This is a genomic window from Symplocastrum torsivum, from assembly GCF_059505465.1.
Genome location: NZ_JCACKQ010000015.1, coordinates 61,400 through 82,418 on the forward strand (window position 1 = coordinate 61,400; position 21,019 = coordinate 82,418).

The 21,019-nt window shown below is 45.6% G+C and carries 14 protein-coding genes and 1 pseudogene; 10 read left to right on the plus strand and 5 right to left on the minus strand.

Annotated elements, in window-relative coordinates; genetic code table 11:
* Nucleotides 1-250 precede the first annotated feature (250 nt).
* The 5 genes from AC5JL3_RS05400 to AC5JL3_RS05420 all read left to right on the plus strand — a co-directional run bounded on the left by AC5JL3_RS05400 (nt 251) and on the right by AC5JL3_RS05420 (nt 6,696).
* Complete coding sequence (locus AC5JL3_RS05400) at nt 251-1,342, plus strand: LLM class flavin-dependent oxidoreductase (RefSeq protein WP_496073496.1); 1,092 nt, start codon at nt 251-253, stop codon at nt 1,340-1,342.
* Nucleotides 1,343-1,450: 108 nt separating this feature from the next.
* Nucleotides 1,451-1,726 carry a phosphopantetheine-binding protein gene (locus tag AC5JL3_RS05405; RefSeq protein WP_496073497.1) on the plus strand — a complete coding sequence of 92 codons (276 nt, stop codon included), beginning with the start codon at nt 1,451-1,453 and terminating at the stop codon, nt 1,724-1,726.
* Between the two features lie 367 nt (nt 1,727-2,093).
* Nucleotides 2,094-2,759 (plus strand): chorismate--pyruvate lyase family protein, encoded by a 666-nt coding sequence (locus tag AC5JL3_RS05410; protein WP_496073498.1) that lies wholly within the window; start codon nt 2,094-2,096, stop codon nt 2,757-2,759.
* A gap of 60 nt (nt 2,760-2,819) precedes the next feature.
* Complete coding sequence (locus AC5JL3_RS05415; RefSeq protein ID WP_496073499.1) at nt 2,820-3,950, plus strand: 3-deoxy-7-phosphoheptulonate synthase; 1,131 nt, start codon at nt 2,820-2,822, stop codon at nt 3,948-3,950.
* 118 nt (nt 3,951-4,068) lie between these two features.
* Nucleotides 4,069-6,696, plus strand: coding sequence for a condensation domain-containing protein (locus tag AC5JL3_RS05420; protein ID WP_496073500.1), 2,628 nt, complete (start codon nt 4,069-4,071; stop codon nt 6,694-6,696).
* Between the two features lie 178 nt (nt 6,697-6,874).
* On the opposite strand, the gene AC5JL3_RS05425 is transcribed toward AC5JL3_RS05420, so the two are convergent.
* Nucleotides 6,875-9,538, minus strand: coding sequence for a CHAT domain-containing protein (locus AC5JL3_RS05425; RefSeq protein WP_496073501.1), 2,664 nt, complete (start codon nt 9,536-9,538; stop codon nt 6,875-6,877).
* Between the two features lies 1 nt (nt 9,539).
* Nucleotides 9,540-13,142, minus strand: coding sequence for a two-partner secretion domain-containing protein (locus AC5JL3_RS05430; protein ID WP_496073502.1), 3,603 nt, complete (start codon nt 13,140-13,142; stop codon nt 9,540-9,542).
* A gap of 91 nt (nt 13,143-13,233) precedes the next feature.
* On the opposite strand from AC5JL3_RS05430, the pseudogene AC5JL3_RS05435 reads away from it, so the two are divergent.
* Nucleotides 13,234-13,451 (plus strand): annotated as a pseudogene (locus AC5JL3_RS05435) (IS701 family transposase); the annotation flags it as partial.
* A 68-nt stretch (nt 13,452-13,519) separates the two neighbouring features.
* On the plus strand, nt 13,520-14,251 hold the full coding sequence (locus AC5JL3_RS05440) for an HAD family hydrolase (RefSeq protein ID WP_496073503.1): 732 nt from the start codon (nt 13,520-13,522) through the stop codon (nt 14,249-14,251).
* A 58-nt stretch (nt 14,252-14,309) separates the two neighbouring features.
* On the opposite strand, the gene AC5JL3_RS05445 is transcribed toward AC5JL3_RS05440, so the two are convergent.
* Nucleotides 14,310-14,570, minus strand: coding sequence for a hypothetical protein (locus AC5JL3_RS05445; protein WP_192219725.1), 261 nt, complete (start codon nt 14,568-14,570; stop codon nt 14,310-14,312).
* Between the two features lie 283 nt (nt 14,571-14,853).
* On the opposite strand from AC5JL3_RS05445, the gene AC5JL3_RS05450 reads away from it, so the two are divergent.
* The 3 genes from AC5JL3_RS05450 (at nt 14,854) to AC5JL3_RS05460 (ending at nt 19,373) form a co-directional block, all read left to right on the plus strand.
* A complete protein-coding gene (locus AC5JL3_RS05450) occupies nt 14,854-16,716 on the plus strand; it encodes a NupC/NupG family nucleoside CNT transporter (RefSeq protein ID WP_496073504.1) in 1,863 nt (620 codons plus the stop codon).
* 112 nt (nt 16,717-16,828) lie between these two features.
* Nucleotides 16,829-17,437, plus strand: coding sequence for a DUF3318 domain-containing protein (locus AC5JL3_RS05455; RefSeq protein WP_496073505.1), 609 nt, complete (start codon nt 16,829-16,831; stop codon nt 17,435-17,437).
* Nucleotides 17,438-17,651: 214 nt separating this feature from the next.
* Nucleotides 17,652-19,373: a cellulose-binding protein gene (locus tag AC5JL3_RS05460; RefSeq protein WP_496073506.1), complete on the plus strand. Its 1,722-nt coding sequence runs from the start codon at nt 17,652-17,654 to the stop codon at nt 19,371-19,373.
* A 61-nt stretch (nt 19,374-19,434) separates the two neighbouring features.
* Here the strand turns inward: AC5JL3_RS05460 and AC5JL3_RS05465 are convergent, their stop codons facing one another.
* Complete coding sequence (locus AC5JL3_RS05465; protein WP_496073507.1) at nt 19,435-20,532, minus strand: NAD(P)/FAD-dependent oxidoreductase; 1,098 nt, start codon at nt 20,530-20,532, stop codon at nt 19,435-19,437.
* On the minus strand, nt 20,533-20,997 hold the full coding sequence (psbQ, locus tag AC5JL3_RS05470) for a photosystem II protein PsbQ (protein WP_496073508.1): 465 nt from the start codon (nt 20,995-20,997) through the stop codon (nt 20,533-20,535).
* Between the last annotated feature and the right edge of the window lie 22 nt (nt 20,998-21,019).

A 21,019-nucleotide genomic window follows, 5' to 3' on the forward strand; every position in this document is an offset into this window, starting at 1 on the left:
AGCATACAACAGGCGAATGAGTATCTAACCTAAATCAGTGGTGCATTTACAATCACTTAAGTTAAAGCCCCTGCCACAAGTTTGACCCGCTCTGGCAGAGGCAGCCCTAAAAACCACATAGATCATTAAGGACTGTAAACATTATGACACTGCAAACGTTGGATACTCATCTCTCAGTAGTTGTATAGGTTCTTTGACGATTCAGGCAATCCGTAAAAGCATTTTTCAACTGCCACAACAGGAGTATCTTATGGAATTCGGACTACAGTTTTTCCCTGACGTTGCACCTAACCAGAAATCTGGACAACAGTATTTTAATGAGGCTTTACACCTCGTCAGCCTCTGTGATGAGTTAGGTTATACCAACGTCCGTATTGTCGAACATTACTTTCACCCCTACGGTGGCTACAGCCCTAACCCGATTGTCTTTCTGACAGCCGCTTCCCAGCGTACCCGGAATGCCCGTTTGATTACTGGCGCGGTTCTACCGGCATTCAATCACTCGTTGAAACTGGCGGGAGAAATTGGGATGCTAGACGCGATTTCCAATGGGCGTCTGGAAGTCGGTTTTGCGCGTGCTTTCCTGCCTCATGAGTTCGTCCGGTTTGGCGTTAGCTTGAGTGAGAGTCGTGCGCGCTTTGAGGAAGGGGTAGAACAGGTGCGCCGTCTGCTTGAGGAAGAAGACGTGACGATGGAAGGGCAGTTCCACAGCTTCAAGAACGTTACCTCGTTACCCCGCCCAACTCAGAAGTCACGTCCACCGTTCTGGATAGCGGCGCTGGCGACTCCTGAATCGTTTGTTGCTGCGGGGAAAAAAGGCTACGGGTTGATGGCGATTCCCCTCGCTGGTGGCAAGATGGCAGAATTGATTGGGCTGTATCGCGATGCTTGGAAGTCAGCAGGGCATCCAGGGCAGGGGCGAGTGATGTTGGCGTTTCATATGTTTTGCTCGTTGAGTAATGCAGAAGCAGTTGCGATCGCACGTCAGCCACTTAACGACTATCTAGAGTCTCTGGTTGATGCCGCCTCAGACTGGACTTCGGGTTCGAGTTCTGCTGATTACCCAGGTTACGACAAGATTATTGCGGGACTTAAGGAAGAAACGTTTGAGTCTCAGGTTGCTAAGGGTGCAGCTTGGGTTGGGACACCGAAGGATATACGAGAAGCGATCGCAGATTATCACCAGCAAGTCGGTGGCTTTGAAATCGCCTCACTACAGGTGAACTTCAACACGCTACCAGTTGAAGCCGCAGAATCCTCAATACGCCTATTTTCTAGGGAAGTCATGCCCTACTTCACCAATCAGGTAAAGGCAGCCTCAGCCCTTGCTTCAGTTGTTTGATAGTACTGAAATGCAACTGAAATAACAGGGTAACTGCCCTAAACAGAGGCAGATTAAGCCTCGTATCCAGGAATAAAAATCTAGCTTGTCAAGAGAAGGGTGGGAATTATGGAAAGCTTTGAAGATATCAAGCAGAAAAGCCACAGTGTTGTTCTAGAGATTATGCCAAATGTCAGTAGTGAAGAACTACTAGACGATGTAGATCTTTTCAGCCTCGGTTTAGATTCTATCAACGCCATGATGCTTGTGATGAACTTGCAAGATGCCTTTGGTGTAACCTTTGAAACTTGTGAAATCGACGTTGATAACTTTCGCACCTTGGCTAATATCACTGAATTGATCAAAAACAAGCAAGAGGTTATCCCTACCTCTGTCAAAGTGTAAATAGCCGAAGCATCAGAAGTTAAAGGACGTTCAGCACAAGGCTATTCATTAACAAAGACTAAAGGGTGGAAGCCAGTCAAAAAACAGCTAAAGTCTGAAAAATCTAACGTGTTACAAAAATAAACTCACGACAAAGATTAGACGGTCATCTTTCTCCGGCATCTCCACAAAAACAGCCTCAGCAAAATCCTGATAAGCCCTTAAACAGTTATCGAGCTACAGGATTAGGCTCCACCCTTATAGTTTACTTAAACTACGCAATTGAGACTTGTCTCTCTTGTGTTTAGGAACGGCTGTCTTCTTTAACTAGTTAACGCAGAAAGTTAACATCTCTCTAGTAATCAATAAAAAGGAGCAAGGTCAAATCATGAGTACTACTCATCAGCAAGTTCTGACTTGTATTCCTAAGCAACAAGACCAAATTATAAAAGTTACTCAGCAACAAGTCATAACTAGCATCTCTAAGAAACAAGACCAAATTATGAGAACCGATCTACAGCAATCATTAACTCGTCATCATATCAATCCATCGGAATTGAGTACTTTCCAAAGACTTATTTTAACAACTGATGGAACACTCACAGATATTCTAGAAGCTTATATGTTAGAGGAGGTTCAAGTTATTAAGCTATCGGAAGAATTAGTTTCGATAACACACGATATATTACCCATGAAGTTGAATAAAGGGACTGAGGTAATTGCTAGAAATATCTTGTTGCGAGGAAGGATAAGCCGAAAAAACCTTGTTTATGCCGAGTCAATTATTGTACCTGAGCGACTAGATGAAACATATAGAGATGAATTGCTAAAGACTAAAACACCCCTCAGTCAAATTTGGCTTGAACAAAGAATAGAGACATTCAAAGAAATTCTGGATTCAGGAAAGGAGCCAGCTAAGGGTTTATCTAGTTACTTTAATATTGAGCCAGATGAAAATATGCTATTCCGCACCTACGCTGTGTTCTCCAATCGGAAATCTACCATGATGATTACTGAAAAATTCCCTGAGAGTTATTTTACCAAAGGCTTATAAGAAACAAATATTAAGTTGTAGGAATAATCAATACTGGAACACAAGGGAAAGAGGAAAAGTATGGACACCAAGAAAATACTTGATACTAACATTGACTCGTCACAAGTTTTAATGAGTCCGCTTCAAATCAAAGAAAAGTTGCCCATAAGTGAGGATGCAGTAAAAACAGTTTGGCAAGGAAGACAAGATATACAAAATATCCTTGATGGGAAAGACTCCAGGAAATTTATTATCGTTGGTCCCTGTTCTATCCACGATATCGAAGCGGCTAAAGAGTATGCAGCAAAAGTCAAAACTCTTGCCGATCAAGTCAAAGATAAACTACTGGTTGTTATGAGGGTTTACTTTGAAAAGCCTCGAACAACTGTAGGCTGGAAAGGATTGATTAATGACCCCGATCTCAATGATTCTTTTAACATCGAGAAGGGTTTATTAACAGCACGTAACTTACTGATAAAAATAGCAGAATTAGGATTACCTGCTGCCACAGAAACCCTAGACCCAATAACGCCCCGTTACCTAGCTGAACTAATTTCTTGGTCTGCCATTGGCGCACGTACTACTGAATCACAGACTCACCGCGAAATGGCTAGTGGATTGTCTATGCCAGTTGGGTTTAAGAATGGCACTGATGGCAATATTCAAGTGGCTTTAGATGCTATTCAATCATCCAGGATGCCTCACCATTTTCTTGGAATTAATGAAATGGGGGAGACAAGCATTTTTAAAACTAGAGGTAATCTGTATGGTCATATTATTTTACGAGGCGGGGGAGGTCATCTAAATTTTGATGCTGCAACTGTAACAAAGGTGGAAGAAAAATTGAAGAATTTAAATTTGCCTCAAAAAATTGTGATCGACTGTAGCCACGGAAATTCAAACAAGAACCACAAATCACAGGCTTTGGTGTTGGAAAATATTATCCAACAAATTGTAGAGGGTAATCAATCAATAGTCGGGATGATGCTCGAATCTAATTTACACGAAGGTAATCAACGTATCCCTAACAATTTGGAGGACTTAAAATATGGTATTTCTGTCACAGATAAATGTCTCGGCTGGGAGGAAACCGAAAAAATTGTTTTAGCGGCTTATGAAAAACTTGGAGCAAAAAGAGATATTACATTCCAAAGCTGTGGAATGGTGCTGTCTGGAATACCTATCCGCAATTTACTGACCACGAAAGGATAGATATAGTGTTCCATCGTGGAGCAAGAGTGACGAGATGAGCATTGGTTTGAACTGGCAAATTTAAGGCATGGTGCTGAGTTTGCCAACTATTAAGTAAAGAATTTGTTAGTAGGAGAAAATGATGAAATCATTAGAAACTGAACAGTTTAGCACCTCATCAGTAGCCTTGAATTACAAGGGGAAAATTGACCCTGCTTCGGAGACAATTCCACAAGAGCAGTCTAAATTAGAAAAAGCTCCACAAGAGTTCTGGCAAGCCATTAAAACCGTCATCGCGTTACAGAATCAGGCTCCACCCTTACAGCAAATATCACGGGATACAGACTTACCTCTCTCTTTTTCTCAGGAACGGCTATGGTCGCTCCACCAGTTGAAGCCTGATAGTTCCTCCCACAACATACCCTTAGCCTTACGCATTACAGGATTGCTCAATATTCCGGCGCTGGAGCAAAGCCTCAACCAAATTCTGCGGCGTCACGAAACCCTACGAACGACCTTTACTACAGTGAATGGGCAGCCAGTTCAGGTCGTTGCTCCAGAGCGAACATTGACACTGCCGATAGTAAACCTCCAAGAACTCTCGTCAGACCAACGGGAAACCGAGAGCTTACGCTTAGCTACCGAAGAAGCCCAGCGCCTCTTCAACCTGGACTCTGGACCGCTCTTACGGGCGACTTTACTACAACTGGGTGAGCAGGAGTATGTGCTGCTTGTAACCATACACCAAGTTGTTTTTGACGGATGGTCAGAGGGTGTGTTGTTTCGAGAACTAGAAGCACTTTACGAAACCTTCTCTACTGGGAAACCCTCTATGCTTCCTCAACTACCTATTCAGTACGCCGACTTTGCTGTCTGGCAACGGCAGTGGCTGCAAGATGAGTTCTTAGATGCTTTGCTTTCCTATTGGAAGCAGCAGTTTAGTGATGGTCTTCCTGTGCAACAACTACCGACTGATCATCCGCAACCGATAGTTCCAACCCGTCGTAGCGCTCACCAAACTCTAGTTTTCCCGAAGGAACTCACTGAAGCAATCAAATCCTTGAGTCGTCAGGAGGGGGCAACCCTGTTCACAACCCTACTGGCAGCTTTCAAGGTATTGCTGTACCGCTACACAGATCAGGATGATCTTTTTGTCTGTAGTCCCACCGCTAACCGCAATCGAACCCAGACCAAGGGGCTAATTGGATACTTTGTCAATCTGCTAGTTCTACGCACCGACCTCTCTGGAAACCCCGGTTTTCGGGAGTTGTTGAGTCGGGTACGCTCCTGTGCATCGGGAGCCTTTGCTCACCAAGATCTACCCGTTCAGCAGTTGGTAAATTCTCTCAATCTGGTGCAAACGCCACTGTCTCAAGTAATGTTTGCTCTCCAGAATGTCCCGAAGCAGCCTCTCAAGCTATCGGGTTTAACTGTAAGTTCGCTGGATATTGAAAACGGTACGGCTGACTTTGATTTGTCGCTGTCGATGGTGGAAGGGGCACAAGAACTAACTGGGGTGTTCAAGTACAACACTGACCTGTTTGATGATGCTACTATCACCCAGATGTTGGGTCATTTCCAAACCCTACTAGAAGAGATCGTCGCTAACCCTGAGCAGCCTATCTCATCACTACTGCCACTTTTGGTAAGTCGCTCTCTTACTTCCAACCAGGAACACCGTGAACTGGAAAGAGAATTCGTGGCTGCCCGGAATATGTTAGAAGTGCAGCTAACGCAGATTTGGCAAGAGGTTTTAGGCGTCCAGTCTATCAGCGTGACGGACAACTTCTTCGATCTAGGAGGTCACTCTCTACTAGCCGCACGCTTATTTGAGCGAATCGAGAAAACCTTCAACAAGAATATTCCTTCGGCTACCATTTTCCAGGCTCCAACCATTGAGCAATTGGCTAACATTCTTAGTCAGGAAGGATGGGCAGCATCAAATTCCTCCTTAGTTGTCATTAAAGCTGGTGGAAGTAAGCCGCCCTTGTTCTTTCTCCATGTGCTAGGCGAGGGGCTTGAATTCTGCAAGCCGTTGGCTCGTCATCTAGATCCTGAACGACCAATTTATGGACTAGCCGTAGGGATTATGGATGAAGATTCTGCCAACAAGGTTAAGGATGCCTCAACTCATTACATCAAAGAGATGCGAATGATCCAGCCGAATGGTCCTTATTTTCTGGCAGGTATCTATTGCGGGGGTCGAGTCGCCTATGACATGGCTGAGAAACTCCAGGCGCAAGGTGAAGAGGTAGCGGTTCTCGCCTTGTTAAATTCCTTAAGAGATGCAAAAGCCCAAAAAATATTGTCAGTCCGGGAACGGGTCTTTGCACACTCGAATAACTTTTTACGATTGGGTTTTCCCTACTTGTACAGAAAGATGGGGCTAGAACACACCAAGAATCAGCTAATGAATATGTACTGCCAGTTGTACGATCGCTTTGGACTTCCTGCGCCTCAAGCCTGCCGCAACTTCACGTATCGAGAGAAGAAAAAGGCGGGAAATCCAGAGTGGGTGTTCGCACCGCAACAGGTTTATCACGGGTCTGTGACTCTCTTCCGAGCCATTGATGAGGTTGCCTTCTATGACGCTGATTTGGGATGGGGCAAGATGGCTCCTGGTGGATTGGATATCCATGATATTCCTGGCAATAACGAAAGCTTATTTCAAGAACCCTGCGTCCAAGTGATGGCTAAAAAATTGAGGGCTTGCATAGATAAGGTTCAGACGGATGAAGGTAGTGTTAACCTTGAACACACAACCTAAGTTCTGGATTGGTTATTAGTTGTTGGTTGTTAGTTGTTAGTAATAAAGGATAGCAGCAAGTTAGCTATTAACGGGGTTTCAGAGGAATTCTAATAACTAACACCTTTCTCAAGCGTAGTCACATAAAGACAGGTGATGTAAAGCGATCGCCTTTTCAGATGAAGTGTCTTCGATGCCTCTATAGCCAATTTCCAACTAATACAAAAGGTGCCCAATAATAAGGTTGCTGCCTGTACTTAAAGTCTTGCAAGATTGAGAGTTGAGCGCGACGGAGAGCTTCAGCTTTTGTAACCGTATCATTGCCCAGCTCTTGATAGAATCGAACCATTAGAGCCGTAGTCACTGTATCATTGACTGACCAGAGTGTTGCAAGTGTACTACGTGCGCCTGCTCGCATTGCCATACCAGCGATTCCCAAAGCAGCTCTTTTATCTCCTTTTGCCGTTTCGCAAGCACTGAAAACTAGCAATTCAATCGGTCTAGAGCGACGCTGACTTGTGGTTTGAAGTAGGTTATTTAGTTCATTGACATTAATCGGACCATCCCAAGTTAGGATGAATGTTTCCTCTGCTTTAGAGCTAAATTGGCCATGAGTGGCTATGTGGACTACGGGAACGGCAAGATCATCAATTGCGTTTTGAATGTTTAGTGTGTTGAACTCCTCATTGAGAAGCACTTCACCTGGTATTTGAGATTGAATTTCCTTTACTTCAACTTCTACTGCCGGAAGTGCAGAAAATCCGGGACGAGCTTCAGAGAGTCCAGCCGTCAGAACCTTGAGCTTGCCTCTAGCTAGAGGTTGAGACTCAACCAGCTCTAAACCTGGAGCTAAAGCAATGCCACACTTTTCCACCAAGTATTGCTGACCATCATGAAGAGCTGCCATTGGAATATTCCGTAGAACACCATCTAGAACAAACACTAATGTTTTGATTTCATTGGTTTGCAAGTCCGCTTCAGCAGGCCGGATTAACCAGTCATACACTTGCTGGGAAAGGGGTAGGAAACTCCAACCAAAAGGCTTGGTTAGAGCGACACGTAACTGTGCCACGATGCTTTCAACTTGGTTAGAGGAAAGGGATGTTGCATAGTGGCGCAGCGGTTTATGAGGTACGCTGAGGATGACTTCAAGGCGATCGCGTAGAATAATCGGATAAATGACGGCGGCATTCTGATCGATACCGTCGATTTTCACAGGCTTTGCCGTTAAACAAGCCACTCGAAAAAAGTTATCGAGTTCAGCTACCTGTAACGACTCAATCACTTGACGCGCATTTTCCAGGCGGCTGGAATCAGTCTCGGTTTCATCCGCGTTGAGCAGCAACTCCACTAACTCTCGATAGACAGGTTCCACACCCTCACGGAAAGAAAACTGTACCTCTGAGTTGATGGCAACGAGGTCACTCCGCAGAGACTGGAGGGTGTTGACAGCTTCCGTGTAAGCCGCAATGCTGGCTTTGTGGTAGTCCAGCGACTTTGATATCCCACCTTTTTCATCACCTTGGGCTTTGAGTAGTCGTCCCAGTTGCCACTGCAAGCGGTAGGTAATATCTGGCGCATTAATCGATTGAGCCAAAATCAAGGCTTGTTCGGTAAGATCTTGAGCCTCTGACCACTGCTGATTCTTTTCATACAATCCGCCAAGACTACCAAGGGCATACGCTTGTGCGTGTTGGTCTCCTAGTGTTGAGGCTTGCTGAACGGCTGTGGCTAAGATTTTGGCAATCTTCTGGCGATTGGGGATTAATTCCTGCTTCCCCACATCACCAGTACTCAATTTCATCAGGCTCTGGGCAAAGTTAATTTGAGCTAAGACAGCAATACGACTAAGGGGTAAGTCAGCTAGCTGTGCCTCAATCTGGGGTAACAAAGGCTCAGTGCGTGAAAAGGAACCGCTTTCAACCAAGAGACTCAACTGGTTGACTTGCGCTTGAATTCGAGTAGTTTGTGAGCTTGCGAGAGTAGCTGACCTTTGATAGAACGTCAGTGCAGCTTCTGTATCAGCTTGAGTACGAGCCGTATTGCCTAAACTCAGTAAAGCAGCGGCAATATCTGGCGACGAAGCTAATTTTTCCGCCACTTCTAGGCTTTGCTGCAAGACTTCGTTAGATTTATTGAACTCAGCCACTAACTTGAGGGTATTACCTAAGTGACGCAAAGCCGCTGCTTTAAGGGAAGAATCGGGCTGCCCTTGCAGGGTTTGATTGACTTGATCGAGAATCGAGAGCGAACGGCGGTAAAGTCCTTGCACCCGCAGAATCTGTGCCTGGTTGATTGCACAACGAATTACCCCGATTTCATCACCAACCTGTTTATAAGCATCTGCCGCCTGTTGTAAAGTAGTCAAAGCTTGCTGGGTCTGTCCCTGAGACATTTCCAAGCTTCCTTGAGTATTCAAAGCCTGAGCAAGGATACGGCGGCGCTCAATGGTGTCTGGCTCTGAGTGAAGTAGTTCTAAGCTCGTTGCGATCGCTTTTTTTGCTTCCGCCCAGTGTCCTAGCTGCTGATGCGCTAAAGCAAGATTGCTCGATACCATGGCTTGCTTTAGGCTGTCTCCTTGAGACTGATAAGCTTGATCTGCCTGTTGCCAAACCTGAGCCGCCGCAACAAATTGTCCTGCTTCATAATGTTCTCGTCCCTGTTGCACTAACTGGTTAGGTGCCACTATGGTTTGGGTAACCGGAACTTCGCTGGAGATATACGCAAAAACAGGTGGGCTAACAATCACTAACAATGCACTGAGACAAGCTAGCAAAAGATACACCAACCACCTACTACCGAAACCAACAAATTTTGGCAGGGGCTGATAACTACCCAATAGTAAACGCCGTTTGCTTGCCATCTTAGTGAGCGGTGCCAGTGAGGTTAGCTGTATTAGGAATATTTTGGCAGGAAGCCGAGACTTGCCAAGTCTGCTGAGACGTAGGCGTGACAGGAGTAGGAGCGGGAACTTGAACAGTAAGAGTCACCTTTCCATCTGCATCAATCATCCAGCCTTGAGCTTCAACAATTTGGTTAGCTGAGGATGCAGATGCATTTCCTAATACAGGAGACACTATCTCCCTTGCTTCCCCTACTTCTCCTACCTGCATAGGACTACCTAAATCTTCTAGCCAATTTTCCTCACCCAGAGATTCATTGGGATTGGGCGGTAAGCCTCCCCGCCCCGTCATTGTAAATTTATTTCCGGCTGAACTCCTGCCAACTTGACATTGATAGTCAATCATTCCAGTGGTGTCAATTATATCGGTGGGCAGGGATGTTAATCCTTGGCTGGGGTCAACCTCCGGTCTGCTAATCTCCACTACACCACTTAAGCCAAAGTCAGAACTGGCTGTGATGTCACTCAGGGAAGTCAAGCCTTCTCGGTAGTCAATCCCAAAAATCCCTTGGGTTGTAATGTTAATCTTCCCGCCTCTCCCCTGGTAAGCATTCGCGGTAATATCGCTATTTTCTTGAGGAACGGCAACGATAAATCCAGCATTGATTGTAATGTTGCCACCATCTCCACTCGTGCCATCAAAGCCAGCATTGGTCGATATTGCACTATTGTTTCGTAATAGCAATACATCCTGTATTTGCAGTGTAATATTTCCACCATTACCGGATGCTGTTCTTGCACTGAGCCTACCTTCGTTGTCTAAAAGAATCGATTGGGCTGTAAGCTGAAGGTTGCCCGCACTCCTTTCCTGTCCAACACTCGTTGTACTTAGGATAGCGCCGTTGGTTACCGACAGATAGTGCGCTGTGATGTTGATGTTACCGCCATTGCCTTCCAAAGAATTTACACGACTGGATGCCAAACTAGAGTTTCCATTTCTGCCTACGCCATCAAAGGAAACGGTATCTGTGGCAGTAAGGTTGATATTTCCCGCATCTCCCTTGCCCGAAGTCGTAGTACTTAGTTGAGCACCACTTGTTACATACAGGGAGCCTGTTGTGATGTTAAGGTTACCTCCATCACCCTCTGCATTCTTTTCAACACGACTAGCGATCGCACTTGGATATCCATGGCTGCCTAACCCGTCCAAGAAAATCGCCTCACTGGCAGTAATGTTTACAGTGCCAGCATCCCCATAACCAAAAGTACTAGCACTGAGTACAGCACCATTCGTCACATACAGAGAACCCGTTGTGATGTTGAGGTTGCCACCATTCCCATTGTCTTGTCCTCCAAAGTTCACTCGACTGGTTGCCCTGCTCGATAATCCATTGCTGCCGACACCATCAAAGGAAACTGTATCTGTGGCAGTAATATTCACATCGCCTGCATCTCCTTCTCCACGAGTACTGGCACTGAGTACAGCACCATTTGTCACATATAGAGAACCCGTTGTGATATTGAGGTTGCCGCCATTACCTTCTGCTCCATTTTTCACCAAGCTGAGTGCGCCACTAAACTCCTTAGAGCTAAGTGCACCATCAAAGGAGACAGTATCCGTTGCCGTAATGGTCACACTGCCTGCATCCCCAGCGCGATGAGTACTTGTACTCAGAAAAGCATTATCGAATAGGGAAAGCGACCTCGCTGTAACAACGATGTCGCCACCTTTGTGGAAACCAAAAGTCTCACTTTGAATCGAACTATGAGCAGCAGAAACTCTGCCATTACTGATGAGCGTGATATCGCCGCCACCACCCAACTTGCCGCCCGAAGAGTTGATGTTCCCTGTCGTGATATCACGATTAGCACTCAGAGTAATTTGTCCACCATTTCTGCCAGAAGAACCTGCTAAGGAAGTGAGAGAACCTGCACTTGTGTCAATTGCTCCATGGCGGCTTGTAAGACTGATTTGCCCACCATCTAAGAAGCTGGAATCAGACTGAATATTAGTTGTTGTGATGTCGTCGTTAGCGATAAGAGTGACAGCGCCACCACTACTAGCTGCTGCCGTAGATTGGGAGTTGACGTTGCCACTAAGGACAATTCCACCTCTTGAGTCAATGACAACATCGCCGCCATTCCCTAGAGAACTACTGCTATTTATCTGTGCAACCTGAATCGTTCCGGCAGGTAAAGCGGGATTGGGACTGTACTGATTGGTGAGCAAAACCAAGCCGTCTGCCGCACTAAGTGTGATGCTATCAATCGCGATTTCAGCACTGGTGGCTGTGTTCAGAATACTTAGATTACTAGGAGTAGGTAATCCCTGTAATCCAACAGTGCTATCAAATGCGGTAGTTCCCGCTCGAATATCAAGGGTAGGTCTTGCACCTCCATTGACCTCCAAAAGAGTACCCTCCGAGAGGGTAACTGTTTGATTGATGTAGTTCGTTACATCTGTACCTGTAATGGTGACGCTACCAATGTTGACTGAACCACCTGCTAAGACGTGGAGGGAAGCACCCGTATAACTGCTAAAGCTAACATCACCACTTGCTTGGATAACTGGATCGAAGGGACTCACTAAAGTTCCGAGACTGCCATCCAGCTTCTCTATACGAAAATCGCTACCGCTTGTGTAATGAGCATCGCCTCTAATGGGGTTGGCAGAACGTAACACTATATCTCCACCAGAGAAAAAGCCGCTTTCTGGATGATTCAAAGCCATGAGATTCACCTCTCGATTGCCCTGTATCATCAACCTTCTACCAGATGAAGCAATAAACGGATTTGTGGTGTTGTCTCGCACCTTCACGGTATCTAATGCTCGTAGGGTTAAGTTTCTCCCTGCATACAGCTCACCTTGTAAGTTGAGATTGTTCGCCGCTAAGGTTAGGTTCTGTCCAACAGATAACTTCCCAGAATTGCTAATTGTTCCTCCTTGATTCGACCCATACTGCAAGCCAATCGGAGCAGTGATTGTTAGCAGTGGTGGTACGTCTGGATTAGCTGTGCTGAACGCAAAGCCATCCTCAAAAACAAGGCTATTTGCTGTACTCGCTAAAAACGACCCAGCAATGTCGAGTTGGGCATTGAGTCCAAAGATGATGCCATTCGGGTTGATTAAAAACAAATTGGCTGAACCAGTCACTCCTAGGGTTCCCAGGAGGTTTGAGGCGTTTGAGCCACTTACCCGCGTCAGGATATTCTCGATTCCACTTGGGTTGGCAAAGTAAACTCGCTGTCCATCGCCAATGTTGAATTCTAAAAAACTGTGGAACAGGTTAGAGCCTCGAAGCGCCCCACCCTCGATTTTGTCAGCGTAATGGTCATCAATCATGACATTCGGACGAACAACAGACTGTTCAGCTCCCAATGTCACATCCGGTGTAATTTGCGCTACCGCTTGAGTATTTGTACTTGCGTGCAGCAAAGCTATCCCGAAGGGTATCGTTCCACTAATTCCCAAGGTAATAAGTTTAACAGCACACTTTCCTAGTGCTATCCCTGCCTGATAATTGGTAGGCTGTGCTAAGTTTTTTGCGATCGCTCTCTCAGGAGTTTTGCCAGATGAGATAGAAACTGTACCTCTCACCTTCACGCAGTTAAGGAACTGTTTCATATCCATCTTTAGGAAGATTTAAAAGAGTTTTATATAGAACTCAGTATAGTTACTAAGATAGAGGTTGCGTAGCTCAAAATATTACAACTGCTTTACTAATTTCCAGGACTTTGAAAAGTGGGGGGAAATAATTTTTGCGTTTATTTGATGATTAGTTTAAATTCCCCGGCTTTTTTGTCCTTAAACCAATCTTGTCAAAGTGATATTGGGATTCAACATCCTACTGTTGATTTCTCTAGCCATCAACAATGGAATCCTCAAAGAGGATGGAAAAATGCTTTGAATAATTTGCAGTTAATTATCCAACCCAAAGTAGGACAAAGCCGCTCCATCTCTCTAGTAGGATTAGCTCTACACGCACTGGAGGATATATATCGATGCGTTTTTTGGCATTGGCTTGTGACTATGACGGGACATTGGCTTGTGATGGTCAAGTAAACGAGGAAACCCTAGTAGCACTTGAGCGTCTGCTGGATTCTGGTCGAAAATTAATCCTAGTTACAGGGCGACAGTTGGATGACCTTCACAAAGTTTTCCCTCACCTCAACCTCTTCGAGTGGGTTGTGGCTGTGAATGGAGCCTTACTCTACCAACCTGCAACACGCAAGGAGAAGCCTTTAGGTGAGCCTCCACCCCAAGCGTTTGTTAAGGCGCTGCAAGAGCAAGGGGTTGATTCCCTTGGTGTAGGACGGGTGATTGTTGCTACTTGGCATCCTCATGAGAAAACGGTTTTAGCGGTGATTCGTAAGTTAGGACTGGAACATCAAGTAATTCTGAACAAGGATGCCGTGATGGTGCTTCCTCCAAGTGTTGACAAAGCTTCTGGTTTGAATGCTGCTCTCAGTGAGATGAGGTTATCGCCACACAAAACGGTTGGGATAGGAGATGCAGAGAATGACCAGGCTTTACTTGGTTTGTGTGGGTGTGGGGTTGCCGTTGCCAATGCCCTGCCCGTACTCAAAGAGCGTGCAGATTTTGTGACGAAAGGCGATCGCGGTGCTGGAGTTGTTGAACTTATTGACAAGTTGATTGCCTCTGATCTAGAAGAACTTGACTCTCTAAGGAAACAGCACTACATTTCATTAGGCAAGCTTGAAAATGGCGAATGATGGGGCTGTAACCTAAGTTTTCACAGATCAATCCTAAAAAGCCGACAGCTAAAAGCTTTCATGATGTTGGTGGGTTATCGCGCTTGACTAAATCAGACGGTGGCCGATCGCTACTCCACGCCCACCAGACATTACCACACTGACATTGATAAAACTCTTGCCACTTCTTGCGATACTCTTCTGTCATTACAGGCGATCGGCGATTAATCCAAACTCCTTGGGACTCTATCGAAGAAGAGCGGCAGTTGGGGCAGCAAAACTCTAATGCATGAGTCGCTGATTTTGTCCAGTCAGGCGGGATTGCGCTAAATGCGTCCATTCTGAATAGTTATCCTTTGAGTTACTTGCTAATAAATGCTGCTAGTAGCTGGCTACCGACTCTCGTACTTGAGTGTTTAACGTTATGTAAACCAATAGTTGAGATTCTTAACACTCCTCTGTGCTTATTTTAGGCTTCCTCTCATGCCGAAGACCGCCCTGATCGGCTATTGTTTTGGATGAATCACGCCATCCTTCTCAAGACAGGAAGAAGCTGAGAGTGATGAGTATTCATCAAGTATTCGAGGTGAGATGTCTCCCGCCTCATCAAGAGGACTAAGCCCATGTCGTTTCTCAACCTCATTTCCTTTTTTGGTATCTTTGGACTGTGTGCGATCGCGTGGCTATTTTCAGAACACAAGCGAGTCATCCCTTGGCGAGTAATTATCTTCGGCATTGGCTTGCAGTTAATTCTGGGATTTTTGGTATTTCAGTTTCCAGTTACTCGGTTCATCTTGGATGCCTTTAGCCGTCTACTCGATGCTGTTTTTGTTGCCGCTGATTTTGGAGCGCGCTTTGTCTTTGGCCCAGCTTTGATTCCTAGAGTTGGTGAAGCCCCCACACCAGGTATCGGCACGATTTTTGCTTTCCGAGTTTTGCCTCCAGTCATTTTCTTCTCTGGACTGATGGCGTTACTCTACAACATCGGTGTGATTCAACCTGTAATTAATTTCTTTGCCAAAGTGTTTTACGCCACAATGCGCTTAAGTGGTGCTGAGGCATTAAGTGGATCGGCAAATATTTTTGTAGGAATTGAGGCGGCAATTGTTGTTAAGCCATTCTTGGCAAAAATGACCCGCAGTGAACTGTGTGCCATTCTCTCTTGTTGTTTTGGAACGGCAGCCTCCTCAACTCTGATTATCTATGTTAAAGCCCTGGAAAATGTTTTTCCCAATATTCTTGTGCATTTAGTCTCGGCATCGATTATTGCAATTCCAGCTTGTTTTGTTTTATCGAAAATTTTAGTTCCAGAGACAGAAGTTCCCCTAACAGCAGGCGGGATTCCTGAAGAAGAGAAAATTCAAGACAAGAAGGATGAAGAGGTTGTAGAGTCTGATTTTCAGGATGCCCCGACCGAAACTGTGGCTGGAGAACCCATAGAGCGTGTTAGCCCAGTCGATGCAGCAATTGTGGGTGCATTAGATGGAGTGAAAATGGCAGTTGCGATCGCGGCTGTGTTGATTTTAATCCTGGGCTTGGTTTCCTTAATCAATCAACTCTTCGGTGGGTTAGCCAGCTTACAAAACTCAGACATCTTCGTGTTCCAGCTTATTGGTAAATTCTTTAGCGTCGTCACCTTACAGAATATATTGGGAGCTTTGTTTTTACCGCTTACTGCTCTAACAGGAGTTTCTTTGGAGTGGAACGAACTCTGGCGTTCTTCTGTAATTATTGGACGCCGATTATTCGAGACAGCAATTCCCCCCTATCAAACATTAGGACAGGACGCGGCACAAGGGCTTTTAAGCGATCGCGCAGTTTTGATTATCAGTTATGCTCTTTCTGGCTTTGCTCACATAGCTTCAGTAGGCATCTTTGTGGGTGGCACGATTGCTCTGATTCCTTCTCGGCGTAAAGATATCTCTGAACTTGGTTGGAAAGCTTTATTTGTTGGCACCTTAGCAACGATGATGATTGCTTGTATTGCTGGCGTTTATGACACTGGTGATCCCAGTATCTTAGGGGAAAAGACAGCACCTACCGCTCCAATTACTGCCCCAACTCCTACAACATCTCCGACAGTACCCGTTGTAACGCCCTCTCCTACCCTTACCCCAATTGCTCCTGTAGTACCGCTACCCATCCCGGTAACTCCCCAACCTTCACCTCAAACGACAGTTTCGCCCATCCCCACAACGCCCAGCCCAACGGCTTCACCCCTCCAATCAACTCCTCGTCCGACACCTCCAACCACACCTCGTCCAACGCCTCAAGCAACAGCCTCACCAACACCAACAACTTTCAATCCCACACCTCAAGCAACGACTTCACCGACTCCAACAACTCCCCGTCCAACGCCTCAAGCAACAGCCTCACCAACACCAACAACTCCCAATCCCACACCTCAAGCAACGACTTCACCGACTCCAGCCACACCTCGCCCCACGCCCCAAACTACAGCTACCCCGTCTCCCAGTCCACAATAATTTAGTTGTGAGTTGTGAGTTGTGAATGGGATAGTTAGATTACAAGGCATAAAGGTTGAAACCTTTTCCACTCGTTATGCTGACGATCTAGTCTTTTCTAATCCCTAGTCTGATGAATCCAGAGCCTGAAATTCGCCGCTTAATTGAGCTAATGCCTGCTTCTGGGCGGATGCTGACGAAAATTGTTAGCAAACCGCAACAGACAGCGGTCATTGAAAGCCCGTTTCCCCCGCCTTGGTCTCAAGAGCGACCAATCTTTATTAACTTTGATTTATGGCGACGCTTGCCGAAGCCCCAACGGGATTTGCTGTTGTTACGGACAGTGAGTTGGTTGGTTGGCATCAAGTGGTTTAAGCCAGACTTGTACCAAGGCGTTGTCTTGGCGGGGATGCTAGGAGGGATCGTAGAACTCGTGCAGGGTGACGCTGTGGGCGTTGTGGTGGCAACGGGATTGGGGGCACTTGCTGCTACCCAAATCTTACGCAGCACCCGCAGTACTGAGTCCCAACTGGATGCCGATGCAGGGGCGATTAAAGTTGCGACTCGACGCGGCTATACAGAGACAGAAGCGGCGAAGCATCTGTTGGCTGGGATTGAATCCGTTTCCCAGGTTGAAGGGCGTTCTGGTCTAAATTTTACAGAGTTGATTCGTAGTCAAAACTTACGTGCGATCGCAGGGCTCTCACCCGTAGGTGTCCCAGGTACTATTAAGCAAGAATAGAAAGCTAAAATTGCCTTTGGAGGAACGGATTTAGAAGATTATAAAGATTATGCGAAAACAATTTGTGTTTGTTGGAAGTAGCTTGTCTATAAAAAATTAGTGTGAAAATTCTTCATGCTATCTTCATGCTTATTTTCTACAACTTCATTAATAACTGATAGTTTATGTTTATCTAAGGTATTACCCTGTTATTAACGCTTTGGGTAAAACGGTTATGAAAAAAGCATTATGGATTTTTCTGTTAATAGTAATAGGCTTTACTCTAGCATTAGGGCTAAGTAACTTTCGTTCTAGTGAAAATCCATCCTCTAATGTTCCGAATTTAGTTCCCAGCGTGACTGCTACTTCAAAAGACGGTCGTCCTACAAATGTGTCATTGGGGAGCGGACTTAATGGTCTAGCTGACTGGTCGAGTCAGACACCTTTTCTCAATCTCTTCAAGCAAGCAAGAGACTGGATTCCTCAGTGTGGAGACGGTTCACCTGCGGGTTGTCCTGGTTTTGATACTAAAGAAAACAACCGCCTAAATTTGGATGCCAACGGATATCCTAAGTCTTTACCTGCCACAAATGACAACAGCGTTAAGTACAGACGGGTAGAAACTGTACTCTTTGCCGATGGAAATCCAGAGAGTGTCGGCAGATATATCGTTATGTATGACGGCGAAGGAACTCTCACCTATTCTGGAGCAAAGAAGGATGAAGCCGTCTCCAAGCCAGGTACGGAAGTAATCGACATCTCAAAGGAAGCTGGTTATGTTTTTCTTGGTATCAGTGCGACCAATCCTAATAATCATGTCCGAAACATACGAGTAATCAGAGAGTCGCAACTAGATACATATAAAGCTGGCGAGATATTCAATCCTGTTTGGTTGGAGAAAATAAAAGCTTTCAAAACTGTCCGATTTATGGATTGGATGGAAACTAATAATTCGGCTCAAAAAGAATGGTCTGATCGTCCTAAACCTGAAGATTATTCTTGGGCTTTAGAGGGAGCGCCTATAGAAATCATGGTCGCTTTAGCCAATAAGCTTAAAGCCAATCCCTGGTTTAATATCCCTCATCAGGCTACCGACGAATACATCACCAACTTTGCCAAGATAGTCAAAGAGAAATTAGATCCAAGTCTGACCGCTTATGTAGAGCATTCCAACGAAGTGTGGAACTGGCAATTTGGACAAGCTCAATATGCCAACCAGCAGGGTCGAGCCAGATGGGGAGATCATGGTGATGCTTTTATGCAGTGGAATGGCATGAAAGCTGCTCAAATTTGTGATATTTGGAAAAAGGATGTTTTTGGCGACGCTCAAAAACACAGAGTCAATTGTGTAATATCTACCCAAACGCCTTACAAAGGTTTAGAAGAGGGTCTTTTGAATTGTCCTCTCTGGGTAGCCGAAGGAAATGCACCTTGTTACCAACATGGTATTGACTCTTACGCCATTACAGGTTATTGGAGTGGAGACTTAGGAAATCCGGAAAATATAGCCACCGTCAAGTCCTGGCTTAAGGATGCGGATGGTGGTTTTGGAAAAGCATTTGAGCAAATAAAAACAGGTAACTTGCTCAAAGTTGGTGAAGATAGTCTACCCGACACAAAAGCGAACTATCAGTACCAGCTCAAAGTCGCACAAGAAAAAGGTTTATCTTTGGTAGCTTACGAAGGTGGTCAAAGTATTGCAGGAAGTGGCGGTGTAGAAAATGATGAGCAATTGACTCAATTTTTTATTGAACTCAATAGACGCCCAGAGATGTATGAGATATATACTCAAATGCTAAATGACTGGAAAGACTCAGGAGGCACTCTATTTAATCACTTTGTAGATGTAGGGACACCTAGTAAATGGGGAAGCTGGGGCGCATTGGAGTATGTCACGCAAAATGGTTCGCCTAAATACAATGCGTTAATTGACTTTATTAAGAGTAATCCCCAGTAAACCAATAGCTGTAAATGGGTAGACAGAAATCAACTTAAGTTCGTTATTGGTGATTTGGTGCTTAGTGAACAATCATTTCACGAATCGCTTGTGCTGTGGCGGGTGCAAGGAGAACACCGTTACGATAATGACCTGTTGCCAAGAGGACGTTGCTGTAACCAGGAAGTTGACCGATTACAGGGGCAGCACGTCCTTCTGGACGAGGACGTTTGCCTGACCAAGTGCGAAGAATCGTCGCTTGGGCTAAATCTGGGCAAAAGGCTACGGCTTCCTGCTTTACCTTCTCCAGTAATACCGATTCTGCTACTACATCACCAGCCTCATCAGCAAACTCAACCGTTGCGCCTACCCAATACTCCCCGTTACCGACTGGCACAATATGAACATCATCACCAGTAATCACTGGCTGGAAGTCTGGATTGCCTAAAGGACGCTCTAGGCGTAGGTGCAAGGCTTGCCCTAAAACAGGTTTAATATCAACAGGTTGCTTGAGTGCTGCGGTTAGAGGTGTTGACCCTAAGCCTGCTGCTACTACTAGCCAGTCAACATCCAATGGCACATCAGCGTGAATCTGGGAACAACGATGCATCTCAGAGCTATCCGTGGTTACCGATGTGACATCTTTAACCGTCACACCAAATTTGAAAGTGACACCATTGTGTTCGGCAGCTGCCACGAGAGCTTTTGTAAGGGCAGATGGGTCAACTTGCCGATCTTGTGGAGAATAAATCGCGCCCAGAATCCTTTCGTTTCGCAGTTGCGGACAGTTGGACTGGACTTGAGGGGGATTCCAGATTTCCAACTGCCAGCCTTGCGACTGGCGAGTTTTAAGAAGTTGTTCCCATGAGACAAAGTCTTCCTCAGCAAAACAGAGCATGAGGATGCCCTGTTGATTGAAAGGAATCTGATATCCAGTAAGGGCAACTAATTCGGGTATGAGTGTCTCATAGCGTTGCAGACTCATTTGTCGCAGTTGCCATGCCCTGCCCTTGACTTTTTTACTTATGGCACCCATGAGAACACCTAAAGCAGCCCCGGTTGCGGCTTGTGCTGGGGGTTGCTGATCGAGGACGGTAATTTTTAACCCATTCACTCGACTGAGTTCATAAGCGATCGCTGCCCCAACAATGCCGCAGCCAATGACTACAACATGACTCATTTAGCGACTCACCGCTGAACCCCTTTGTTTAGGAAGCAGTTGCAAAATATCATCAAAGTCTTTCATCGCCGCTTGGTAGTTTTGGACAGCTACCTGATAGTTGCCTTTTGTCGCAGCTACGTCAATGTTCTGTAGACTGCTGAACAAGTCTGTTGCTGACGAACTCACCGCCTTTTGGTCTTGGGGAAGAAGTTCGCGAGTCAGATAGCTTACATTCCGCCGCAGTTCTCCCATTGGCCCATGGATATACGTGCCAACATCTGTCCAATTCTGATTTTGAATTTTATCTGCAAGAACTGGCATCTTATCCCGCAGAGCCTCAACAGTAGAAGCCAATTTCTGAATCTGGACGATCTGCTCAGCAGAATAGGAAGGTGGCGCTTTTACAGTCGGGCTACCACAGCTAACCAAAACTGTTGCTACCATTGCCAGAATCAGAGCCAAAATAGACCGATAACTTCTCATAACCATTTGTTTCGTAGCTAAC